This is a genomic window from Klebsiella sp. 54, from assembly GCF_018223875.1.
GTDB lineage: Bacteria > Pseudomonadota > Gammaproteobacteria > Enterobacterales > Enterobacteriaceae > Klebsiella > Klebsiella quasipneumoniae.
In genome coordinates this window covers 662,726-681,797 of the sequence record NZ_JAGRRA010000002.1, presented here as the reverse complement: position 1 = coordinate 681,797, position 19,072 = coordinate 662,726, and the positions used below count along the sequence as shown (strand labels likewise).

Annotated in this window: 19 protein-coding genes; 12 read left to right on the top strand and 7 right to left on the bottom strand. The window is 57.2% G+C overall.

Annotated elements, in window-relative coordinates:
• Positions 1–33 precede the first annotated feature (33 nt).
• The 3 genes from KHQ24_RS04960 to mntR all read right to left on the bottom strand — a co-directional run bounded on the left by KHQ24_RS04960 (position 34) and on the right by mntR (position 3,163).
• A complete protein-coding gene (locus KHQ24_RS04960) occupies positions 34–1,410 on the bottom strand; it encodes a glycoside hydrolase family 1 protein (protein WP_211777142.1) in 1,377 nt (458 codons plus the stop codon).
• A 170-nt stretch (positions 1,411–1,580) separates the two neighbouring features.
• Positions 1,581–2,693 (bottom strand): anion transporter, encoded by a 1,113-nt coding sequence (locus KHQ24_RS04955; RefSeq protein WP_004886219.1) that lies wholly within the window; start codon positions 2,691–2,693, stop codon positions 1,581–1,583.
• Complete coding sequence (gene mntR, locus KHQ24_RS04950; protein ID WP_004886216.1) at positions 2,690–3,163, bottom strand: manganese-binding transcriptional regulator MntR; 474 nt, start codon at positions 3,161–3,163, stop codon at positions 2,690–2,692. Before mntR ends, KHQ24_RS04955 begins: the two co-directional genes overlap by 4 nt.
• A 185-nt stretch (positions 3,164–3,348) precedes the next feature.
• On the opposite strand from mntR, the gene mntS reads away from it, so the two are divergent.
• Together mntS and KHQ24_RS04940 are read left to right on the top strand one after the other, a co-directional pair.
• Positions 3,349–3,474, top strand: a complete 126-nt coding sequence (gene mntS / locus KHQ24_RS04945; RefSeq protein WP_004886214.1) for a manganase accumulation protein MntS — start codon at positions 3,349–3,351, stop codon at positions 3,472–3,474.
• A 268-nt stretch (positions 3,475–3,742) separates the two neighbouring features.
• On the top strand, positions 3,743–5,323 hold the full coding sequence (locus KHQ24_RS04940; protein WP_004886211.1) for a phosphoethanolamine transferase: 1,581 nt from the start codon (positions 3,743–3,745) through the stop codon (positions 5,321–5,323).
• Positions 5,324–5,419: 96 nt separating this feature from the next.
• On the opposite strand, the gene ompX is transcribed toward KHQ24_RS04940, so the two are convergent.
• The gene (gene ompX, locus KHQ24_RS04935; protein ID WP_004886207.1) at positions 5,420–5,932 is read right to left on the bottom strand and encodes an outer membrane protein OmpX; all 513 of its coding nucleotides are present in this window, start codon (positions 5,930–5,932) and stop codon (positions 5,420–5,422) included.
• 351 nt (positions 5,933–6,283) lie between these two features.
• Here ompX and rhtA point away from each other — a divergent pair, with 351 nt between their 5' ends.
• From rhtA to ybiO, 6 genes are all read left to right on the top strand, one after another.
• Positions 6,284–7,171 (top strand): threonine/homoserine exporter RhtA, encoded by an 888-nt coding sequence (gene rhtA / locus KHQ24_RS04930; RefSeq protein WP_004886203.1) that lies wholly within the window; start codon positions 6,284–6,286, stop codon positions 7,169–7,171.
• A gap of 237 nt (positions 7,172–7,408) precedes the next feature.
• Entirely contained in the window at positions 7,409–7,912 is a 504-nt protein-coding gene (dps, locus tag KHQ24_RS04925; protein WP_004886200.1) for a DNA starvation/stationary phase protection protein Dps, read from the top strand.
• 415 nt (positions 7,913–8,327) lie between these two features.
• A complete protein-coding gene (gene glnH, locus KHQ24_RS04920; RefSeq protein WP_004886198.1) occupies positions 8,328–9,074 on the top strand; it encodes a glutamine ABC transporter substrate-binding protein GlnH in 747 nt (248 codons plus the stop codon).
• 125 nt (positions 9,075–9,199) lie between these two features.
• Positions 9,200–9,859 carry a glutamine ABC transporter permease GlnP gene (glnP, locus tag KHQ24_RS04915; protein WP_002895837.1) on the top strand — a complete coding sequence of 220 codons (660 nt, stop codon included), beginning with the start codon at positions 9,200–9,202 and terminating at the stop codon, positions 9,857–9,859.
• On the top strand, positions 9,856–10,578 hold the full coding sequence (gene glnQ / locus KHQ24_RS04910) for a glutamine ABC transporter ATP-binding protein GlnQ (protein ID WP_004212183.1): 723 nt from the start codon (positions 9,856–9,858) through the stop codon (positions 10,576–10,578). Before glnP ends, glnQ begins: the two co-directional genes overlap by 4 nt.
• Positions 10,579–10,688: 110 nt before the next feature.
• Positions 10,689–12,884, top strand: coding sequence for a mechanosensitive channel protein (ybiO, locus tag KHQ24_RS04905; protein WP_004886194.1), 2,196 nt, complete (start codon positions 10,689–10,691; stop codon positions 12,882–12,884).
• Here the strand turns inward: ybiO and rlmF are convergent, their stop codons facing one another.
• Entirely contained in the window at positions 12,885–13,799 is a 915-nt protein-coding gene (rlmF, locus tag KHQ24_RS04900; protein WP_180241748.1) for a 23S rRNA (adenine(1618)-N(6))-methyltransferase RlmF, read from the bottom strand. It lies immediately after the preceding gene.
• Between the two features lie 96 nt (positions 13,800–13,895).
• On the opposite strand from rlmF, the gene KHQ24_RS04895 reads away from it, so the two are divergent.
• From KHQ24_RS04895 to ybiJ, 4 genes are all read left to right on the top strand, one after another.
• Positions 13,896–14,510, top strand: a complete 615-nt coding sequence (locus KHQ24_RS04895; RefSeq protein ID WP_004886190.1) for a flavin reductase family protein — start codon at positions 13,896–13,898, stop codon at positions 14,508–14,510.
• A 140-nt stretch (positions 14,511–14,650) separates the two neighbouring features.
• Positions 14,651–14,911 (top strand): DUF1471 domain-containing protein, encoded by a 261-nt coding sequence (locus tag KHQ24_RS04890; protein WP_025999233.1) that lies wholly within the window; start codon positions 14,651–14,653, stop codon positions 14,909–14,911.
• A gap of 20 nt (positions 14,912–14,931) precedes the next feature.
• Positions 14,932–15,198 (top strand): DksA/TraR family C4-type zinc finger protein, encoded by a 267-nt coding sequence (locus tag KHQ24_RS04885; RefSeq protein WP_002895824.1) that lies wholly within the window; start codon positions 14,932–14,934, stop codon positions 15,196–15,198.
• Positions 15,199–15,483: 285 nt separating this feature from the next.
• Entirely contained in the window at positions 15,484–15,744 is a 261-nt protein-coding gene (gene ybiJ, locus KHQ24_RS04880) for a DUF1471 family protein YbiJ (RefSeq protein WP_004176772.1), read from the top strand.
• Positions 15,745–15,853: 109 nt separating this feature from the next.
• On the opposite strand, the gene ybiB is transcribed toward ybiJ, so the two are convergent.
• Together ybiB and dinG are read right to left on the bottom strand one after the other, a co-directional pair.
• Positions 15,854–16,819, bottom strand: a complete 966-nt coding sequence (gene ybiB, locus KHQ24_RS04875) for a DNA-binding protein YbiB (RefSeq protein WP_004886183.1) — start codon at positions 16,817–16,819, stop codon at positions 15,854–15,856.
• A gap of 27 nt (positions 16,820–16,846) precedes the next feature.
• On the bottom strand, positions 16,847–19,003 hold the full coding sequence (gene dinG, locus KHQ24_RS04870; RefSeq protein WP_064189342.1) for an ATP-dependent DNA helicase DinG: 2,157 nt from the start codon (positions 19,001–19,003) through the stop codon (positions 16,847–16,849).
• Positions 19,004–19,072: the final 69 nt, after the last annotated feature.

The window sequence follows — 19,072 nt, the reverse complement described above, 5'->3', positions numbered from 1 at the left end:
GGCAGCATACTAGACCTGACCGCCAGAACATCGTTACATCACGTCGCCGTTGCTGTGGATCACCTGCTTCAGCCACGCATAGCTCTTCTTCGGCACCCGCCGCAGATCCTTGAGGTCATGGTTCTCGCGATTGACGTAGACCACGCCGTAGCGCTTACGCATATCACCCTGCGAGCTCAGGATATCGATTAATCCCCAACCGAGATAGCCGATCACCTGCGCCCCATCCTCAAACATGGCCGCTTTCATGGCGTTGATATGGTCGCGATGGTAGGCGATGCGGTAATCGTCGGCAACCGGATGTTCACCGTCCCACGACTCAATCACCCCGATGCCGTTTTCAATCGGGAACACCGGCAGGCGCCAGTCGTTATAATAGCGGGTGATGATGGTCCGGAAGCCCAGCGGATCGATCTGCCAGTTCCATTCTGTCGCTTTCAGGAACGGGTTATCCTGATTGCCAAACAGCATATAGTTGTTAACCGCCGTTCCCGCCGGGATGGTGTCGCTGTTCAGCGTCCGGCTGGCGTAATAGCTGAACGCCAGATAATCGACCTTCACCGTCGCCATCAGCGCCAGATCCTCAGGACGATAGATATCATCGAACCCTTCAGCGGCGACAAAATGCATCACTTCCGGGCTGTAGCCCTCCCCGGCGTAAGCCCGCAGCAGGTTCTGGTTTAAAAACTCGTCCAGCTGCTGGGCGCACAGGATATCGCGCGGTTTGCAGGTCGCCGGATAAACCAGGGCGTGGGCCAGCATTCCGCCCATCAGACACTGCGGCTTCGTCTGATGCAGGTGATCGGTCAGATGGACGTGCGCCATCATCACATGATGCTGGATCAGATACAGCTCGCGCAGGGTCTTCTCCCCCTGCAGGTAGCCGGAAATCAGAAACGCTTCCGGCGAATGGTACAGATTCTGTTCATTAAAGGTGAGCCAGTATTTCACCTTGTCGCCATAGCAGGCGATCATCTTCTGGCCATAGCGAATAAAGGCGTCCATCACCCGGTGGTCGGTGAATCCGTTGTAGCGCTCCGCCAGCGAGAGCGGCATGTCGAAGTGGTACAGGCAGATCATCGGCTCGATGCCGCGGGCGATCAGTTCATCAATAAACTGATGGTAGAAGGCGATGCCCTCTTCATTAAATTCGCCGTCTCCCTCAGGACACACCCGGCTCCAGGCGATCTGAAAACGGTAGCAGTTCATGCCCAGATCCTGCATCAGATCGAAATCTTCCCGATAGCGATGATAGGAGTCGGTCGCCACCTTCCAGTCGGAAGCGAATTCCGCCGGTTGCCGGATATCGTACACCGACATCCCCTTGCCGCCCTCGTTCCACGCCCCCTCCGTCTGCATGCTGGAGACGGAATTACCCCATAAGAAATCTGCCGGTAGTCTGTTCTTCATCCTGCGCCTCGGTATATGACTAGTCATTTAAATTTCATGACTAGTCATATACCGAAAAGCGAACCGATGCGCAAAGCCAGGGATCGTTTTCTGTGAGCCGGGCAAAAAAAAGATCGCCCCGAGGGGCGATCCTGTCGAACGGCGTGGAGGGCGGCGTACCGCTGCGGAAATCAGGCGCAGAGTTTGAAGAGCCAATAGCCGGTAAGGGCCGCCCACAGCAGCATGGGAATGGAGTAGAGATGGAAACGCCACCAGATCCGCCGATCGCCTGCCATGCGCAGCGCGATGATATTGGCCAGCGAGCCCGGCAGCAGACCAAAGCCGCCCACGTTAACCGCCCAGGCGAGCAGGATCGACGGCGGGACATAGTTGAGCAGCAGAATGGTCGAGGGCACATTGCTGATCACCTGCGACAGGCCGATGGCGGTCAGCCACAGTCCACCGCCGGAGAGCGTCCCGACCCCGCTCAGCACCTGGTGCAGCGCCGGAAGCTGAGTCAGCAGATGGACGTCGATAAACATCACCATAAACACCAGCAGCAGCGACCAGTCCACATGGACGATCACCGCCCGGGCCAGTATCAGGAAGCCCAGCAGCACCAGCGCCAGCCCCCACAGCGCCTGATTCATCTCCAGCGCGGTCAGGAACACCAGATACAATCCCAGACAGCTCCAGACCAGCTTTGGCTGCCACGATGGCGCCTTATCGCTACTCTGGTAGTTGAGCCGGTTTGCCGGGAAACAGAACCAGCACAGCGCCAGCAGGGTCAGCATCATTGCCGCCGCCAGCGGTAGCATCTGGCCGATGAATCCAGGGAAAGAGAGACCGGAGCGTCCCCACAGTAAGATATTCTGCGGGTTGCCGATCGGCGTCAGCAGCGACCCGGCGTTCACCGCCAGCGCTTCGAAAATAATCAGCCGGTTCACCGGGATGGCGCACCACTTCTTCAGCGTCAGGGTCAGGGGCACCACGATAAACAGCGCGACGTCGTTGGTGAGGAAAGTGGATAGCAGCGCCGCCGCCAGCACCATAAACATAGCCAGCTGGCGCTCGGTGACAAAGCGGCGGGCCATTTTACGCCCCAGCACGTCAAAATAACCGCTCAGTTCAATCCCCTTGGTCAACAGCATCAGGCCGCTGAGGGTGATGATAGTATGCCAGTCAATGGCCGCCGGCCAGCTTGCCGGGACAAACGGCACCATCACGCTGAGTACGCAGGCGATAATCAGCAGCAGATGGAGAAAACGGTCGCGCAGCAGCGACTGGACGAAGGGAAGAGTCATGCTTCCTGAGATCCCTGTGTTTGGGTAAATTTCAGGAACATCGCCAGCGTCTCCTCGCTCACGTGATGCTCCATTCCCTCCGCATCGCGGCGGGCAATCTCCGGGCTGACGCCGATAGCCAGCAGGAAGTTCTCCACGATTTGATGGCGCTCGCGGCTCTCCTGGGCCAGCTTCTCACCCTCCGCGGTTAAGAATATGCCGCGCCACGGGATCTGTTCGATAAGGCCGACACTGGCCAGCCGTTTGAGCATCTTGGCGACGGTGGGCTGCGAGACCCCCAGCCGGGCGGCCATATCCACCTGACGCGCCTCGCCCACCTCGCGGATGAGATCGGAAATCAGTTCAACATAGTCGTCAATCAGCTCGCGTCGATGCGCTTCCCGCACCTGACGGAATCCTTCAACGTGCTCTTCAACATTTACTAACTGCGTCACTTTTTTTGTTATTGGCTTACCTGCGCGACGGTTCATTGTGCTTCCTCATTCGTGTGACGCGTCAAGCATCATATAAAAAGATCCACATTGTAATGGATTGCGCCAAGAGCACAAAAATTTAACGTTTTAGCCATAGCTATAAAATATAGCCTGTGCTATATCTGTATATAATGCAAACATCCATCAGGGAATGATGGAGCGAACAGGCAGGAGGAGAGCAGATGAACGAATTCAAGAGGTGCTTAAACGTGTTTAGTCATTCCCCCTTTAAAGTACGCTTAATGCTGCTCGGTATGCTGTGCGAGATGATCAACGGTAAACCGCAGCAGGACAAACCCCATTCCTGAGGCGGCGTCGCGGTACGCCGCTTCATTTTTCTGTCATCGTTTGCCGCTAAACTGACCGGTTTTTCCCGTTTCCCCCACCTTTTTTCAAGTTTTGTAAGCGCCCTCGCAAAACAATCTGTTATGTCTGGTTGACCTTACCATTTACAAGCCCTATCTTTGCACAGCCCTGCCACATTCGCGGCTCGCAGAGACCCTCTTCACGCACTGTCCAGCAGGTTTTACCCCTTGACGCCAGGGGATGCGCATGGCCTCTTTTTGATTGTTTACTATGAATGTCACCACCCTGAAAGATACGCTGGTCGCCCGCCGACTGGCACTGAACCCATGGACAGGATTCTACTTTTTACAATCGCTGTTGATTAACCTGGCGCTGGGCTATGAATTTAGCCTGCTCTATACCGTGGCATTTACCTGCGTGTTACATCTTCTGTGGCGCGCCTTTCCGCGCGTGCAGAAAGGGGTGGTCGGCGCCTATTCTCTGCTGGCGGCCCTCTACTACCCCTTTGGCCAGGCTTACGGCGCGCCCAACTTCAACACCCTGCTGGCGCTGCACGCCACCAACGTGGAAGAGTCCACCGAAATTCTCACCATCTTCCCGTGGTACAACTATCTGCTGGCGGTATTTATCTTCGCGCTGGGGATCATTGCGGTCCGCCGCAGGATCGTCGAGCAGACCCGCTGGGGAAAAATGGAGACCCTGGGCCTGCTGTTCAGCATCGGGATCTTTTTTCTCCAGCCGGTGCAAAATCTCGCCTGGGGCGGGGTATTCAAGGTGATCGATACCGGTTACCCGGCCTTCCGTTTTGTCAAAGACGTGGTGGTGAATAATAACGAGGTGCTGGACGAGCAGGCGCGGATGGCGCAGCTGGCCGGCATGAAAGACAGCTGGCACGTGCTGGCGGTGAAGCCGAAGTACCATCTCTATGTGGTGGTGATCGGTGAAAGCGCCCGCCGCGACGCCCTCGGCGCCTTCGGCGGCCACTGGGATAACACGCCGTTTGCCAGTTCGGTGAACGGGTATCTGTTTAACAACTACGTCGCCGCCAGCGGCTCGACGCAAAAATCCCTCGGCCTGACGCTTAACCGGGTGGTCGATGGCAAACCGCAGTTTCAGGATAACTTTGTCACCCTCGCCAACCGCGCCGGTTTCCAGACCTGGTGGTTCTCCAATCAGGGACAGATCGGCGAGTACGACACCGCTATCGCCAGTATCGCCAAACGGGCGGATGAAGTGCAGTTCCTGAAAAACGGCGATTTCGAAGCCAATAAAAACACCCAGGACGAGCAGTTACTCAAGTTGACCGAGCAGGTGCTCTCCACCCAGCGCACCCAGCCGCAGCTGATTGTTCTGCACCTGATGGGCTCGCACCCGCAGGCCTGCGACCGGACCAAAGGCAAATACACGGTTTTCGTCCAGTCGAAAGAGACCTCCTGCTATCTCTACAGCATGACGCAAACCGATACCCTGCTGGCTAAGCTCTACAGTCAGTTGCAAAATTCCGGTGCCACCTTTTCCCTGACCTACTTTTCCGATCATGGCCTGGCGTTCAAGGAGCGAGGCAAAGAGGTGCAGTATCTGGCGCACGACGATAAGTTCCAGCAGAACTTCCAGGTGCCGTTTATGGTGCTCTCCAGCGATGACAAAGCGCATAAAGTGATTAAGGCGCAGCGCTCGGCGAATGATTTCCTCAGCTTCTTCTCGCAATGGACCGGAATCAAGGCGGCGGAAATCGCCCCGCGCTATCGGTTTATCTCTGAGCAGAAGGCCGGCCCGGTGTATATCACCAACTTCCAGCTGCAGAAGGTAGACTATTCACACCTCGGCAGCGATGAGTTCACCATCAACTAAAACGACGCGATCAGCGCCGGCCAACCAGCCGGGCTGGCGATCGCCAGACAAAAAAAATCCGCCCCGGGAGGCGGATTTTTTATATCACCAGAGTGATTAGAAGCGGTAACCCACGCCAGCAATCCAGGTGCCGACGTCAACGTTACGAATACGAGACTGCTCGTAGGAGAAGTCCAGGGCAACGTTTTCGATCGGGTTGAACTGCAGACCAGCACCGTAGGAGAAACCGTAGTCGCTCATATCGGATTTATTAGGGAAGTTGTTGTTCTGGAATTTACCGTAACCAACACCCACTACGCCGTAGATGCTTGCCCAGTCGTTCAGACGGTAAGCCGGACCTGCGGTGATGCCGTAGTACTGACCTTTGTTGTAAGTACCGTTGCTGTTGTTATCCTTCTCGGTGTAGGTGAAGGAACCGATAACACCCAGCGGGTTGTTATCTTGCTCGTAACGGTATTTCAGGTTGAAACCGCCAGCTTTGTTCGCTTTACCCTGCATGTCGCTCTGCGCGTAACCGCCGGTTACAGTAGAAGTTGCAGCAAATGCAGTGGTACCTACGGATGCAGCCAGAACAACGGCCAGTGCTGAAAGACGTGCAATTTTATTCATAACCACCTCAAATGTGTTTCTAATAAGTCCTAAGCCTTAAATATATCAAAAACTTTTGGGAAACTCTTTGGAGTTTACATTGTCTAACATACTTTTTCATGTAACCAAAAGTTTCCATATTTCTATAACAATATGGAAAACAACAGTTTTTGGCGTTAACTTACAGTTTAACGCTCATTAAGAAATTCGCAAGCATCCAGATTAATCCTAATCACCTGGTGAATTTCTCAGCAACGTTCGCCATTGTACTGTTTTTGCCCCTGTTTTTTTCAACATTAGCTCAACCGCCAGCAGCTAATTCCAGTACACTGGAACTTTTACCCCTTTTGACAAAAACTGACAGGAGAAAGGATGCCCGGTCCATCCCGAAAAGCGGCGGCATGGTTGCCGATAGTGGTGATTTTAATCGCTATGACCTCGATTCAGAGCGGCGCATCGCTCGCCAAATCGCTGTTCCCGGTGGTCGGCGCCCCGGGGGTTACCGCCCTGCGCCTGGCGCTCGGGACGCTGATCCTGGTGGTGGTGTTCAAGCCCTGGCGGTTGCGTTTCTCTCCGGCCCAGCGCGTGCCGCTGCTGCTGTACGGCCTGGCGCTCGGGGCGATGAACTATCTGTTTTATTTATCCCTGCAGCGTATTCCGCTCGGCGTGGCGGTAGCCCTCGAGTTTACCGGCCCGCTGGCGGTGGCGCTTTTCGGCTCGCGTCGCCCGCTGGATTTTGTCTGGGTGGCGCTGGCGATCCTCGGGCTGTGGTATCTCCTGCCGCTGGGCCAGAACGTGGCGCAGGTGGATTTAACCGGCGCGCTGTTCGCTCTCGGCGCCGGAGCCTGTTGGGCGGTCTATATTCTGACCGGCCAGCGCGCGGGCGAGGAGCATGGTCCAGCCACGGTGGCGATGGGGTCGCTTATCGCCTCGCTGGTCTTTGTCCCGTTAGGCATGGCGCAAGCTACCGATACGCTGTGGCAATGGTCGCTGCTGCCCCTGGGGCTGGGGATTGCCATTCTCTCCACTGCACTCCCCTACTCCCTGGAGATGATGGCCCTGACGCGCCTGCCGACGCGCACCTTCGGCACGCTGATGAGCCTCGAGCCGGCGCTAGCCGCCCTGTCCGGTATGGTCTTCCTCGGCGAAACCCTGAATCTCTCCCAGACCCTGGCGCTGGGCGCTATTATCATCGCCTCAATGGGCGCCACGCTGACCATGCAGCGGCAGAGCAAAATTAAGCAAGTCGATATCAATTAACATTCTGTTACGGCGGCGGCCCGCGCGAGTTACGGGCCCGCCAGCCTCCGCTAACCTTCTGACTTAGCTTGCTTTTTCAAATAGCCAACCACTTTACGCTATCGGAGTAATATGGCCTGCCGATGCCTCATACTTTAAAACCCTTGCTATACTTAGTCCCGAAGTTACCTGGGACAACGCTCCACATCATTCAGCTTTGAAGTGTGACGAGCATCAATATCAAGAGGATATGAAACGATGAGTACCGCTAAACTGGTTAAATCAAAAGCATCTAATCTGGTCTATACCCGCAACGATGTCGCTGACAGCGAAAAGAAAGCGACCATTGAGCTGTTGAATCGCCAGGTGATCCAGTTCATTGACCTGTCCCTTATCACCAAGCAGGCACACTGGAATATGCGCGGTGCGAACTTTATCGCCGTGCACGAAATGCTGGATGGCTTCCGTACCGCGCTCACTGAGCATCTGGATACCATGGCGGAGCGCGCCGTACAGCTGGGCGGCGTCGCCCTGGGCACCACTCAGGTGATCAACAGCAAAACCCCGCTGCAGAGCTATCCGCTGGATATCCATCATGTTCAGGATCACCTGAAAGCGCTGGCGGACCGTTACGCGGTAGTGGCGAACGATGTGCGCAAAGCGATCGGTGAAGCCAAAGACGAAGATACCGCAGATATCTTCACCGCCGCTTCCCGCGACCTGGATAAATTCCTGTGGTTTATTGAAGCGAACATCGAGTAAGGCTTTGCCGTCGGCCGCAGCGCGGTCGACGGCGCCTTTGCTTTCCCATCCCAACCCTTGCTGTTTTTCCCATCCGCCTTTCCCTCACCCGCTGGCCTTGCACCATTTCAGGGCGTCAAATTGATGAAAATGCGCACAAAAGTAAAACAATTGTAATAATCACCTCACACAATCGTTACACCGAGATTGTTTTCCCATCAGGGTTTGCGCTAAAAATGGGCTCGTTATTCAGCGACCTCAGGATGCACCAAAATAACGCCCCGTTATGGTGCACTCTTTGCCTGAAATGATCGATATTGTGCAGCGGCTACCGCTTCGTTTGTTTAAAAACAACAGGTTGTAAAAGTGGCACGATTTTTTCATTAGGCTAGTCGTTCTCGCAGGGGATCGTCCCGTGGATATAAAAGGAAATGCTATGAAGTCTGTATTTAAAGTTTCACTGGCTGCACTGACCCTGGCTTTTGCGGTTTCTTCCCATGCCGCCAATAAGACCCTGGTTGTCGCCACCGATACGGCGTTCGTCCCGTTCGAATTTAAGCAAGGCGATAAGTATGTGGGTTTTGACGTTGACCTGTGGGCGGCCATCGCCAAAGAGCTGAAGCTCGACTACACCCTGAAGCCGATGGACTTCAGCGGCATTATCCCGGCGCTGCAAACCAAAAATATCGATCTGGCGTTGGCGGGGATCACCATTACCGACGAGCGTAAAAAAGCCATCGACTTCTCTGACGGCTACTACAAAAGCGGCCTGCTGGTGATGGTCAACGCCAATAATAACGACATCAAAGATGTGAAAGATCTGAACGGCAAAGTGGTCGCGGTGAAGAGCGGCACCGGCTCCGTTGACTACGCGAAAGCTAATATCAAAACCAAAGATCTGCGTCAGTTCCCGAACATCGATAACGCCTATATGGAGCTGGGTACCGGCCGCGCGGATGCCGTCCTGCACGATACGCCGAACATCCTCTACTTCATCAAAACTGCGGGCAACGGCAAATTCAAAGCGGTAGGTGAATCACTGGAAGCGCAAAACTACGGTATCGCCTTCCCGAAAGGCAGCGACGAGCTGCGTGAGAAAGTGAACGGTGCGCTGAAAACGCTGCGCGAGAACGGCACCTACAACGAAATTTATAAAAAATGGTTCGGCACTGAACCAAAATAATAAAAATGTCCTTCGCCGGGCGCAGGCCCGGCGACATCACAACGGTCTTCCGGCACAGACGCTGCGGGAGACCGTATTTTGGCGGAGGCTTTCCTCTGCTCTCGACACGGTAACAGGAACGTATTATGCAGTTTGACTGGAGTGCCATCTGGCCCGCCATTCCGATTTTGCTGGAAGGCGCCAAAATGACGCTGTGGATTTCCGTCCTCGGCCTGGCCGGCGGCCTGATCATCGGTCTGGTGGCCGGTTTCGCCCGCTGCTTCGGCGGCTGGATCGCCAACCACATCGCGCTGGTGTTTATTGAAATCATTCGCGGCACCCCGATTGTGGTGCAGGTTATGTTCATCTACTTTGCGCTGCCGATGGCCTTTAGCGATCTGCGCATTGACCCCTTCTCCGCGGCGGTAGTGACCATCATGATTAACTCGGGCGCCTATATCGCGGAAATTACCCGCGGCGCGGTGCTCTCCATTCATAAAGGCTTCCGCGAAGCGGGCCTGGCGCTCGGCCTGTCGCGTCGCGAAACCATTCGCCACGTGATCCTGCCGCTGGCGCTGCGCCGCATGCTGCCGCCGCTGGGCAACCAGTGGATCATCAGCATCAAGGATACCTCGCTGTTCATCGTCATCGGCGTCGCCGAACTGACCCGTCAGGGACAGGAGATCATCGCCGGCAACTTCCGCGCGCTGGAAATCTGGAGCGCCGTTGCCGTGATCTACCTGATCATCACCCTGGTCTTGAGCTTTATTCTGCGTCGTCTTGAAAGAAGGATGAAAATCCTGTGATTGAATTTAAAAACGTCTCCAAGCACTTTGGCCCAACCCAGGTGCTGCACGATATCTCTCTGAAAATCAATCAGGGTGAAGTGGTGGTCATCATCGGCCCGTCCGGCTCCGGTAAATCGACGATGCTGCGCTGTATCAATAAACTGGAAGAGATCACCAGCGGCGATCTGATTGTCGATGGCCTGAAGGTCAACGATCCAAAGGTGGACGAACGTCTGATTCGTCAGGAAGCCGGAATGGTGTTCCAGCAGTTTTACCTGTTCCCGCACCTGACGGCGCTGGAAAACGTGATGTTTGGCCCGCTGCGGGTACGCGGCGCCAGCAAACAGGCAGCGGAGAAGCTGGCGAAAGATCTGCTGGCGAAAGTCGGTCTGGCTGAGCGCGCGCATCACTATCCGTCTGAACTCTCCGGCGGCCAGCAGCAGCGTGTGGCCATCGCCCGCGCGCTGGCGGTGAAGCCGAAGATGATGCTGTTTGATGAGCCCACCTCCGCGCTCGACCCGGAACTGCGCCATGAAGTGCTCAAGGTGATGCAGGATCTGGCGGAAGAGGGTATGACGATGGTGATTGTGACCCACGAAATCGGCTTTGCCGAAAAAGTGGCCTCGCGACTGATCTTTATCGACAAAGGACGAATTGCCGAAGACGGCAATCCACAGGAGTTGGTGAACAACCCGCCAAGCCCGCGTCTGCGCGAATTCCTGCAGCACGTCGCCTGACCCACAACGGCTCTCTCCCTCGCGGAGAGAGCCGCTTTCCAGATTCCTCTTCCCTCCCCTTCCGCCAGCGGCTTCTATACTTACCCGTTTACGTTGCAACGGAGGTGCCCATGCCGTGGATCCTGCTTTTGCTCGCTGCGCTGTTTACTGCCCCGCTTTCCGCCGCCGCCCTGCCCGGCGTGCCGACCGCTAACGCCGATAAAACCAGCGCCAGCGAACCCGATGTAGAACAGAAAAGAGCGGCCTATGCCGCGCTGGCCGACGTGCTGGCCAACGACGCCGCCCGTCAGGAGCTCATTGACCAGCTGCGTAAAGCGGCCGCCACGCCGCCGCCCGACAGCACCCCGACGCTGACGCCGCCGGCGGTGAAAGAAGAGACCACCGTGCTGGAGAACGTCACGCAGATCAGCCGGGAATATGGCGATGAGCTCTCATCGCGCTTTTCCCAGTTGTGGCGCAATATTACCGGCTCGCCGCATAAGCCCTTTAATCCACAAACCTTTACCAGCGCCGCCTGGCATTTTTTACTGCTGGCCGGGCTGGTGTTTGCCTTCTGGTGGCTGGTACGCCTCGCGGCGCTGCCGCTGTATCGTAAAATGGGCGAATGGGGACGGCATAAAAACCGCGATCGCGGAAACTGGCTCCAGCTGCCGTTGACCATCGCCGGGGCGTTTATTATCGATCTGCTGCTGCTGGCGCTGACCCTGTTTGTCGGTCAGCTGTTGAGCGATCGTCTGGATGGCAACAACCCCACTATCGCCTTTCAGCAGAGCCTTTTCCTCAACGCCTTCGCGCTGATCGAGTTCTTTAAAGCCATCCTGCGGCTCATTTTCTGCCCGCGCATTCCAGCGCTCAGGCCCTTTAACCTCAGCGACGAGGCCGCCTCCTACTGGAGTCTGCGCCTGAGCGCCCTCAGCAGCCTGATCGGCTACGGCCTGATCGTCGCGGTGCCGATTATCTCTAACCAGGTGAATGTTCAGGTCGGCGCGCTGGCTAACGTCATCATCATGCTGTGCATTACGCTGTGGGCGCTGTATCTGATTTTTCATAACAAAGCGGTGATTACGCAGGGGCTGATCCATCTGGCTGACCGCTCGCTCTCCTTTTTTAGCCTGTTTATCCGCGCCTTCGCCCTGATCTGGCACTGGCTGGCCTGCGCCTACTTTGTGGTGCTCTTCTTCTTTTCCCTGTTCGACCCAGGCAACAGCCTGAAATTTATGATGGGCGCCACCCTGCGCAGCCTGGCGATTATCGGCGGCGCGGCGCTGGTGTCCGGCATCCTGTCGCGCTGGATAGCCAAAACCATCACTCTCTCCCCTGCCACCCAGCGCAACTATCCTGAGCTGCAAAAGCGGCTGAACGGCTGGATCTCCGCCTCGCTGAAGGCAGCGCGCATTCTCACCGTCTGTGTTGCCATAATGCTGCTCCTGAGCGCCTGGGGGCTGTTTGACTTCCGCGAATGGCTGCACAACGATGCCGGGCAAAAAACGGTGGATGTGCTGATCCGTATCGCTCTTATCCTCTTCTTCTCCGCTATCGGCTGGACGGTGTTGGCCAGCCTGATCGAAAACCGTCTGGCCTCGGATATCCATGGCCGTCCGCTGCCCAGCGCGCGGGCCCGTACGCTGCTAACCCTGTTTCGCAACGCGCTGGCGGTGGTGATCAGCACCATCACGGTGATGATTTTGCTCTCGGAGATTGGGGTTAATATCGCGCCGCTGCTGGCGGGCGCCGGGGCGTTAGGGCTGGCCATCTCGTTTGGCGCGCAAACCCTGGTTAAAGACATTATCACCGGCATTTTTATCCAGTTTGAGAACGGGATGAATACCGGCGACCTGGTCACCATCGGGCCTTTGACCGGCACGGTGGAACGGATGTCGATTCGCTCAGTGGGGGTGCGCCAGGATACCGGCGCCTATCACATTATTCCCTGGTCCTCGATCACCACCTTTGCCAACTTCGTGCGCGGCATTGGCTCGGTGGTGGCTAACTATGACGTCGATCGCCATGAGGATCTGGATAAAGCCAGCCAGGCGCTGAAGGCGGCAGTGGACGATCTGCTGGCCCAGGAGGAGATCCGCGGCCTGATCATTGGCGAACCGTCGTTCGCCGGGCTGGTGGGGTTGAGCAATACCGCCTTTACGCTGCGCGTCAGCTTCACCACCTTGCCGCTGAAGCAGTGGACGGTGCGCTTTGCCCTTGATACCCAGGTGAAAAAGCACTTCGATCGCGCCGGGGTTCGCGCCCCGGTACAGACCTGGCAGCAATTGCCGATGCCGGGCGCCGACAGCCCGGCCGTGGAGTAGTTAGAACGGACGGCGGCGTTTGGCGTCGTCCATAAAGCTCCAGGCGATAAAGCGGCTCTGCTTTTGCCCCTGGGCCATCTCTTTTTTCACCACTTTCACTGCCCCGACCTCGGTCAGCAGGCGGTAGAGCGGCGGCAGATTGTCGCCGCGCGACACCAGCGAGGTAAACCATTTCACCTGGCGGGCGAAGGCCTGACTTTCGCGGATCATCTGCGAGATAAAGGCCACTTCGCCCCCCTCGCACCACAGCTCCTGCTGCTGACCGCCAAAGTTAAGCCCGCTGTCGGCGCCGAGTCCGAGATTGCGGCGCTTGCGCTCGCCGCCCGCCCGGGCGCTCTGTGCGGAGTCATGGAACGGCGGATTGCACAGGGTGGCGTCATAGGTCTCGTTTTTGTGGATCACGCCGTGGAAGATGGCCTGGCTCTCTTTTTGCCGACGCAGACGGATCTGCCGGGTCAATCCCGGGTTGCCATTAACAATCGCCTGCGCGCTGGCGAAGGCTTCCGGGCTGATTTCGCTGCCGGTAAAGCGCCAGCCATATTCGTGAACGCCGATCAGGGGATAGATGAGGTTGGCGCCGGTGCCAATATCGAGGATCGTGGCTTGCTTCGGCACTTCGCCGCTGTCCCCGGCCAGCAGATCCGCCAGATGATGAATATAATCGGCCCGCCCGGGCACCGGCGGACAGAGAAAACCGTCAGGAATGTCCCAGAGTTTGACCGCGTAGAAATGCGCCAGCAGCGCTTTATTCAACGCCTTAACCGCCTGCGGATTGGCAAAATCAATGGTCTGCTCACCCCGCGGATTGAGCGTAATGTATCCCTGCAGGTCAGGATGAGCCTGGCAGAGCGCGGGCAGGTCGTAGCGTTGATGGTGGCGGTTACGCGGGTGTAACCCCGGTTTCTGGGCTTTCATGACAATCTCCTTTGAACAGCCGCGTAAGATACCCGTTGACGGCGGCGCGGTAAATAAGGGAGTCTGGATATCTCCTTTATCCGTGACAGGTGCAGCATGTACTTTTATCAACCTTCGCAGGGCCACGGCCTGCCGCATGACCCGCTGAACGCGATAATCGGGCCTCGCCCGATAGGCTGGATCGCCTCGCAGGACGCCGAGGGCCAGCATAATCTGGCGCCATACAGCTTTTTTAACTGCTTTAACTATCGTCCGCCGATCATTGGTTTCGCCAGCAGCGGCTGGAAAGACAGCGTGCGAAATATCGTCGAAACGAAGGAGTTCGTCTGGAACCTGGCGACGCGCCCGCTGGCCGAAGCGATGAACGAAACCTCCGCCTCGATCCCGCACCATGAGGATGAATTCGTGCGCGCCGGGCTCACCGCCGCCGCCAGCCGCCTGGTCAAGGCCCCCCGGGTGGCGGAGAGCCCGGTGAACTTTGAGTGCCGCCTGTCGCAATGTATTCAGCTCGCCACCGCCGACGGCAATCTTGTCGATACATGGCTGGTGCTCGGCGAAGTGGTCGCCGTGCATATCGATGAATCACTGCTGGATAACGGCATCTATCAAACCGCCCGCGCTCAGCCGATCCTGCGCGCCGGAGGTCCGAGCGCCTATTACAGTATTGATGACAGCCTGCGTTTTGACATGATCCGCCCGGACGCCCGCTAAATAATTTACCGGCCAGAGTATCGCTACCCTGCGCCGGTAGCATGCAAAACGCCTTGTTTTTGCATAAAAAATTCCCTGCTGCGCGGTCTGGAAAGGCCTACACTTAAGCTATGTCCCATGCTGTTTATGAGGATATGCTGATGAAAATCACCTCGCTGCTGTTTGCCGCTGCGCTTGCCGCTCAGGCCAATGCGGCCTCTTCCCTGCCGCTGACACCTGAACTGCCCTATGACGGGCCGCTGCGCCCTGTCGGCACCGTCTCCGCCTCCGGCGCCCCTACCCTTGACGACCTGGTTGCTGCCCTCGCGGATAAGGCCCACCGCCGTGGGGCGATAGCCTGGCGGGTCAATGCCGCCAGCAGCGGTAACCGGCTGTACGGTTCAGCTATAATTTATCAATAACCTTTTACAGGAGGCAGACGATGGCATCAGGTTGGGCAGGCGACGGCGCCGTTCAGGATCAGATCGACAGCACCATTGACGATGCGGTAGCTCGCGCCCGCCGCGAGCTTCCACGCGGCGAAAGCAACAAATTTTGTGATGAATGCGGAGAACCGATTCCGGAGGCTCGCCGACAGGCTATTCCTGGCGTCAGATACTGCGTGAAGTGCCAACAGGAGAAAGATTTACATAACAATACATTTTCAGGATATAATCGCCGTGGTTCCAAGGATAGCCAGCTACGCTGACTTTCCTTTACCGTTCATGACAGCTTTTCGCATTATCTTTTCGCGCACACTTTTTGGCGATAAATGTCGCAATATGTGCCCTTAAGCGTGCCGGTCTCCCTCGCTCCGCCATCAGACGAAAAGAATCAGAAATAATTTATTAATAATCAGTAAATTATTAGTCATTCAAAAAAATCGATGAAGACTGTGAATTTCCTTCGATTTTATCTCCCGCAAAAAAGCGTGATACTTATCACATCGACGGAACATCGTCCCCTGAACAGAACAACCTGCGAGAGATTAACTATGAAAAACATCAAATATGCTGCCGCTGCCATCGCACTGACCGCCCTTTCCTTCGGCGCCTTTGCCGCCGAGCCGGTTACCCCCGCTCAGGCTGAAAGCATGAATAAGATCGGTGTGGTGTCTGCGCAAGGCGCAACCACGTTAGATGGTCTGGAAGCGAAACTGGCTGCTAAAGCCGAAGCCGCTGGCGCAACCGGCTATAGCATCACTTCCGCTAACACCAACAACAAACTGAGCGGTACCGCGGTTATCTATAAATAATCGCAACTCAACCCTGTAAGCCACTGAATTAACCCTGAAAAGACCTTTAATACCCTTGCCTTGCCCGTCCGAGCCACCGGACGGGCTTTTTTTTATCCTGCCGATCCGCTCACCAGCAGTCGTTGACGCGGCTGAGACCCTGCTCCAGGGTTGAGACCTCGCCGCAGGCCAGCAGACAGCAGGCGAGCTGGATCTTCAGCGAGTGGGGTACCGGTTCGACGCCGGCGACGCAGCGCTCGATCCAGCGCGCGGTCACTTCGGGATCTTTCGAGGCCGGCAGAATAACTTCCGCCGCCGCCTCGGTCTGGCGGTCGCACAGCACCCGCACGCCCTGGTCATCAATCAGGCTGATCTGCGGGCAGCGCTGCGGGTTGGCGTACACTTCGCCTTCGGTACCGTGCATCAGCAGCGCGCGGCCACCGGTCTCGCGAAAGAAGCCCGCCACCCGGGGAACATATTCCGGATGCGACACGCTGGAGAGGCGTAGCGCCTCCCCTTCGCCAAACGGCGTGGCCAGTTTGGCCAGCGTATGGGCGCTGTTGCGTACGCCCATCCGCCAGCGCATCGCCAGCTGTTTCTCCAGCGGCGGGCAGAAGGCGCCCACCGGGATATACACCGGTTCATGCCCCTCCAGCTGCGCCTGCGCCTGACCGGCATGCCGGGTAGCCGGAATGTCCAGCAGGGTAAAAATGGTCTCGGTCAGCACCCGGGTCGGATCGTGACTGACGCCGTGAACTACGACCGGAAACCCCAGCTTATGCAGGAGCATCGCCAGCAGCGGCGTCAGGTTCGCCTGCTTGCGCGCGCCATTGTAGCTGGGGATAACGATCGGCATCGGCTTGCCTGCCGGCGGGGTCAGGCGCAGCGTATGCTGCTGCATCGCGGCGTAAAAGCCTTTCATCTCCGCTTCGCCTTCGCCTTTGATGCGCAGGGCGATTAATATTCCTCCCAGCTCCAGCTCCGGCACCTCGCCGTTCAGCATCCGCGCGTAGAGCGCACGGGCGGTCTCTTCATCCAGGTCGCGGGCATGATTCTTACCGCGGCCCACCTCTTTTATAATTTTGCTGTACTCCATGGCTCCCCCTGGTGCAACGCGCCGTCGTCAGCGACGTTTGCGGCCTGTCTGTTTTGCTGTCTGTTTTGCTTTCCGTTTTACTATAACCTCCGGAACGCCCGGCTGCTCAATGGGAAAAACAGGTAACGCGTTCAGTAGACGCGCGCCGTAGTTTTTGGTCAACAGACGCTTATCGTAAATCACCACCTCTCCCCAGCAGTGATGGCTACGGATCAAACGCCCCACCTGCTGAATAAGATTAAAGGAGGCGCTGGGCAAACTCTGTACCTCGAAGGGATAACGATTGAGGCTTTTCAGCCATTCGCCTTCGGTGATCACTACCGGGCTGTCGATGGGCGGAAAGGCGATTTTATGGATATGTACCTGGCTTAACAGATCGCCTTTTAAATCGAGACCTTCGGCAAAGGACTGCAGGCCCACCAGCACGCTGCGCTCGCCGCTTTCCACCCGTTTGCGATGCAGCTCCACCAGCCGGTAGCGCGGCTGGTCGCCCTGCACCAGCAGCATCAGACGCAGGTCGGTCACATGCTCCAGGAAGCGATTCATCGCTCGCCCACTGGCAAACAGCACCAGCATCCCGAGATGCTTCTTGCTCTCCACCTGCTGGCGAAAATAGGCCGCCATCTCGGCAATGTGCTGCTCTTCGTTATCTATCAACGGTTCATAGCGCATTTGAGGAATAATAATTTTCCCCTGCTCCACGTGGTTGAACGGCGAATCCAGCGCCACGAAGCGGTCACCCGCTTTTTCCTTCAGGCCGCTCATCTCCTGCAGGCGCGAGAAGCTGTTAAGAGAGCGCAGCGTCGCTGACGTCACCACGATATGCGGCACGCTGCGCCACAGCAGCCGCTCAAGCTGATCGCTGACGCGGATGCCGACGCAGTGGAACCAGACGTGGATCTGGCCGTCTCGCACTACCCGCGTCGCCCATTTGGTCACCGGCGCGCCAGAGGACTGCGCCAGCGACGCCAGACGCCACAGCTTGCTTTGGCTTTCAAACATGCCGAGGGCGCGGTTCATCTGCAGCAGCACCCGATGCAGACGCACCACGTCATGGCTGCCGGTCTTTTCGCTGAGATCGTTAAGAAACAGCTCCGCCAGCCCGCGCAGCGTCTCGGTGAGCTTCGCCAGCCGCTGGCAGATCTCCATCACCTCCTGCGGCAGTTCGCCCATCGGGAAGCGATGCTCCGCTTCCTGGCCGGCGGGCATGTAGAGATTGAGAATATTATTCAACGACGCAATCAGCTCGAACAGCTCTTCGCAATGGCCGGCGAGCCGCTCCGGATTGGCCAGCGGCGGCGTGGTTTTCGGGCGGAACTGCTCCATGCAGGTAGCCACCAGCTTGCAGAACAGATCCAGCTGCAGGCGAAACCAGGGCGCGGTGATCTCGGCGCTCATCTCCAACGCGTCGCGGGCGACGTCCGGCAGATGATGGCCTTCATCAAGGACCAGCAGCAGGTTTTTCGGCTCCGGCAGCACCGCCTCGCTCTCCATCGCCGCCATCACCAGCGCATGGTTGGCTACCACCACTTCCGCCTCCTGAATTTCCCGCCGCGCCACAAAGAACGGACACTCGCGATAATAGTGGCAGTTGCGGTTCAGGCAGCTGGCCTTATCGGTGCTCAGCCGGCTCCATAGTCCATCGTCGATGGCTTTGTCGGTATGGTCGCGCAGGCCGTCCCAGCGATAGCTGTCAAGGTCCTGCTTCAGCGTCGCGCACAGTTTCTGCTCCGCCTGGTTGTTCGGGGTGAGATCGTCGTCGAGGAAAGCCAGCAGATCCTGCTGCGTCGGCTCGGTGCTGGCCAGCGCCGCCAGGTTGCGCGGGCAGACGTAGCGTCCGCGACCAAAGGCGGCGGTGAAGCGCAGGTCGGGGATAATCTTGCGCAGCAGCGGCAGGTCTTTACTGTAGATTTGATCCTGCAGGGCGACGTTGGCGGTGCTGACCACCAGCGTTTTTTGTTCCTCACGGGCGATGGCAATGCCAGGGATAAGGTATGACAGCGTTTTACCGACGCCGGTCGGCGCTTCGATAGCCAGATGCCTGCCCTCATCCCCGGCGAGGGTTTTCGCCACATCAGCGATCATCTGCCGCTGCGGGGGGCGGGGAATAAAGTCCGGGATCTGTTCCTGAAGCGCCTTATACCAGGCGGCGATTTGCGCTTTCAGCGCAGCGGTCAAAGCCATGAGAAAACCTGAATACTGTATAAACAGCCACTATTGTGCCATTTTTACCCGTCCGGAGGTATTGCTTTC

What these genes read in the sequence shown, in the direction of transcription:
- KHQ24_RS04960 (WP_211777142.1), bottom strand. Translation starts at nt 1,410, where the DNA reads ATGAAGAACAGACTACCGGCAGATTTCTTATGGGGTAATTCCGTCTCC.
- KHQ24_RS04955 (WP_004886219.1), bottom strand. Translation starts at nt 2,693, where the DNA reads ATGACTCTTCCCTTCGTCCAGTCGCTGCTGCGCGACCGTTTTCTCCAT.
- mntR (WP_004886216.1), bottom strand. Translation starts at nt 3,163, where the DNA reads ATGAACCGTCGCGCAGGTAAGCCAATAACAAAAAAAGTGACGCAGTTA.
- mntS (WP_004886214.1), top strand. Translation starts at nt 3,349, where the DNA reads ATGAACGAATTCAAGAGGTGCTTAAACGTGTTTAGTCATTCCCCCTTT.
- KHQ24_RS04940 (WP_004886211.1), top strand. Translation starts at nt 3,743, where the DNA reads ATGAATGTCACCACCCTGAAAGATACGCTGGTCGCCCGCCGACTGGCA.
- ompX (WP_004886207.1), bottom strand. Translation starts at nt 5,932, where the DNA reads ATGAATAAAATTGCACGTCTTTCAGCACTGGCCGTTGTTCTGGCTGCA.
- rhtA (WP_004886203.1), top strand. Translation starts at nt 6,284, where the DNA reads ATGCCCGGTCCATCCCGAAAAGCGGCGGCATGGTTGCCGATAGTGGTG.
- dps (WP_004886200.1), top strand. Translation starts at nt 7,409, where the DNA reads ATGAGTACCGCTAAACTGGTTAAATCAAAAGCATCTAATCTGGTCTAT.
- glnH (WP_004886198.1), top strand. Translation starts at nt 8,328, where the DNA reads ATGAAGTCTGTATTTAAAGTTTCACTGGCTGCACTGACCCTGGCTTTT.
- glnP (WP_002895837.1), top strand. Translation starts at nt 9,200, where the DNA reads ATGCAGTTTGACTGGAGTGCCATCTGGCCCGCCATTCCGATTTTGCTG.
- ybiO (WP_004886194.1), top strand. Translation starts at nt 10,689, where the DNA reads ATGCCGTGGATCCTGCTTTTGCTCGCTGCGCTGTTTACTGCCCCGCTT.
- rlmF (WP_180241748.1), bottom strand. Translation starts at nt 13,799, where the DNA reads ATGAAAGCCCAGAAACCGGGGTTACACCCGCGTAACCGCCACCATCAA.
- KHQ24_RS04895 (WP_004886190.1), top strand. Translation starts at nt 13,896, where the DNA reads ATGTACTTTTATCAACCTTCGCAGGGCCACGGCCTGCCGCATGACCCG.
- KHQ24_RS04890 (WP_025999233.1), top strand. Translation starts at nt 14,651, where the DNA reads ATGAAAATCACCTCGCTGCTGTTTGCCGCTGCGCTTGCCGCTCAGGCC.
- KHQ24_RS04885 (WP_002895824.1), top strand. Translation starts at nt 14,932, where the DNA reads ATGGCATCAGGTTGGGCAGGCGACGGCGCCGTTCAGGATCAGATCGAC.
- ybiJ (WP_004176772.1), top strand. Translation starts at nt 15,484, where the DNA reads ATGAAAAACATCAAATATGCTGCCGCTGCCATCGCACTGACCGCCCTT.
- ybiB (WP_004886183.1), bottom strand. Translation starts at nt 16,819, where the DNA reads ATGGAGTACAGCAAAATTATAAAAGAGGTGGGCCGCGGTAAGAATCAT.
- dinG (WP_064189342.1), bottom strand. Translation starts at nt 19,003, where the DNA reads ATGGCTTTGACCGCTGCGCTGAAAGCGCAAATCGCCGCCTGGTATAAG.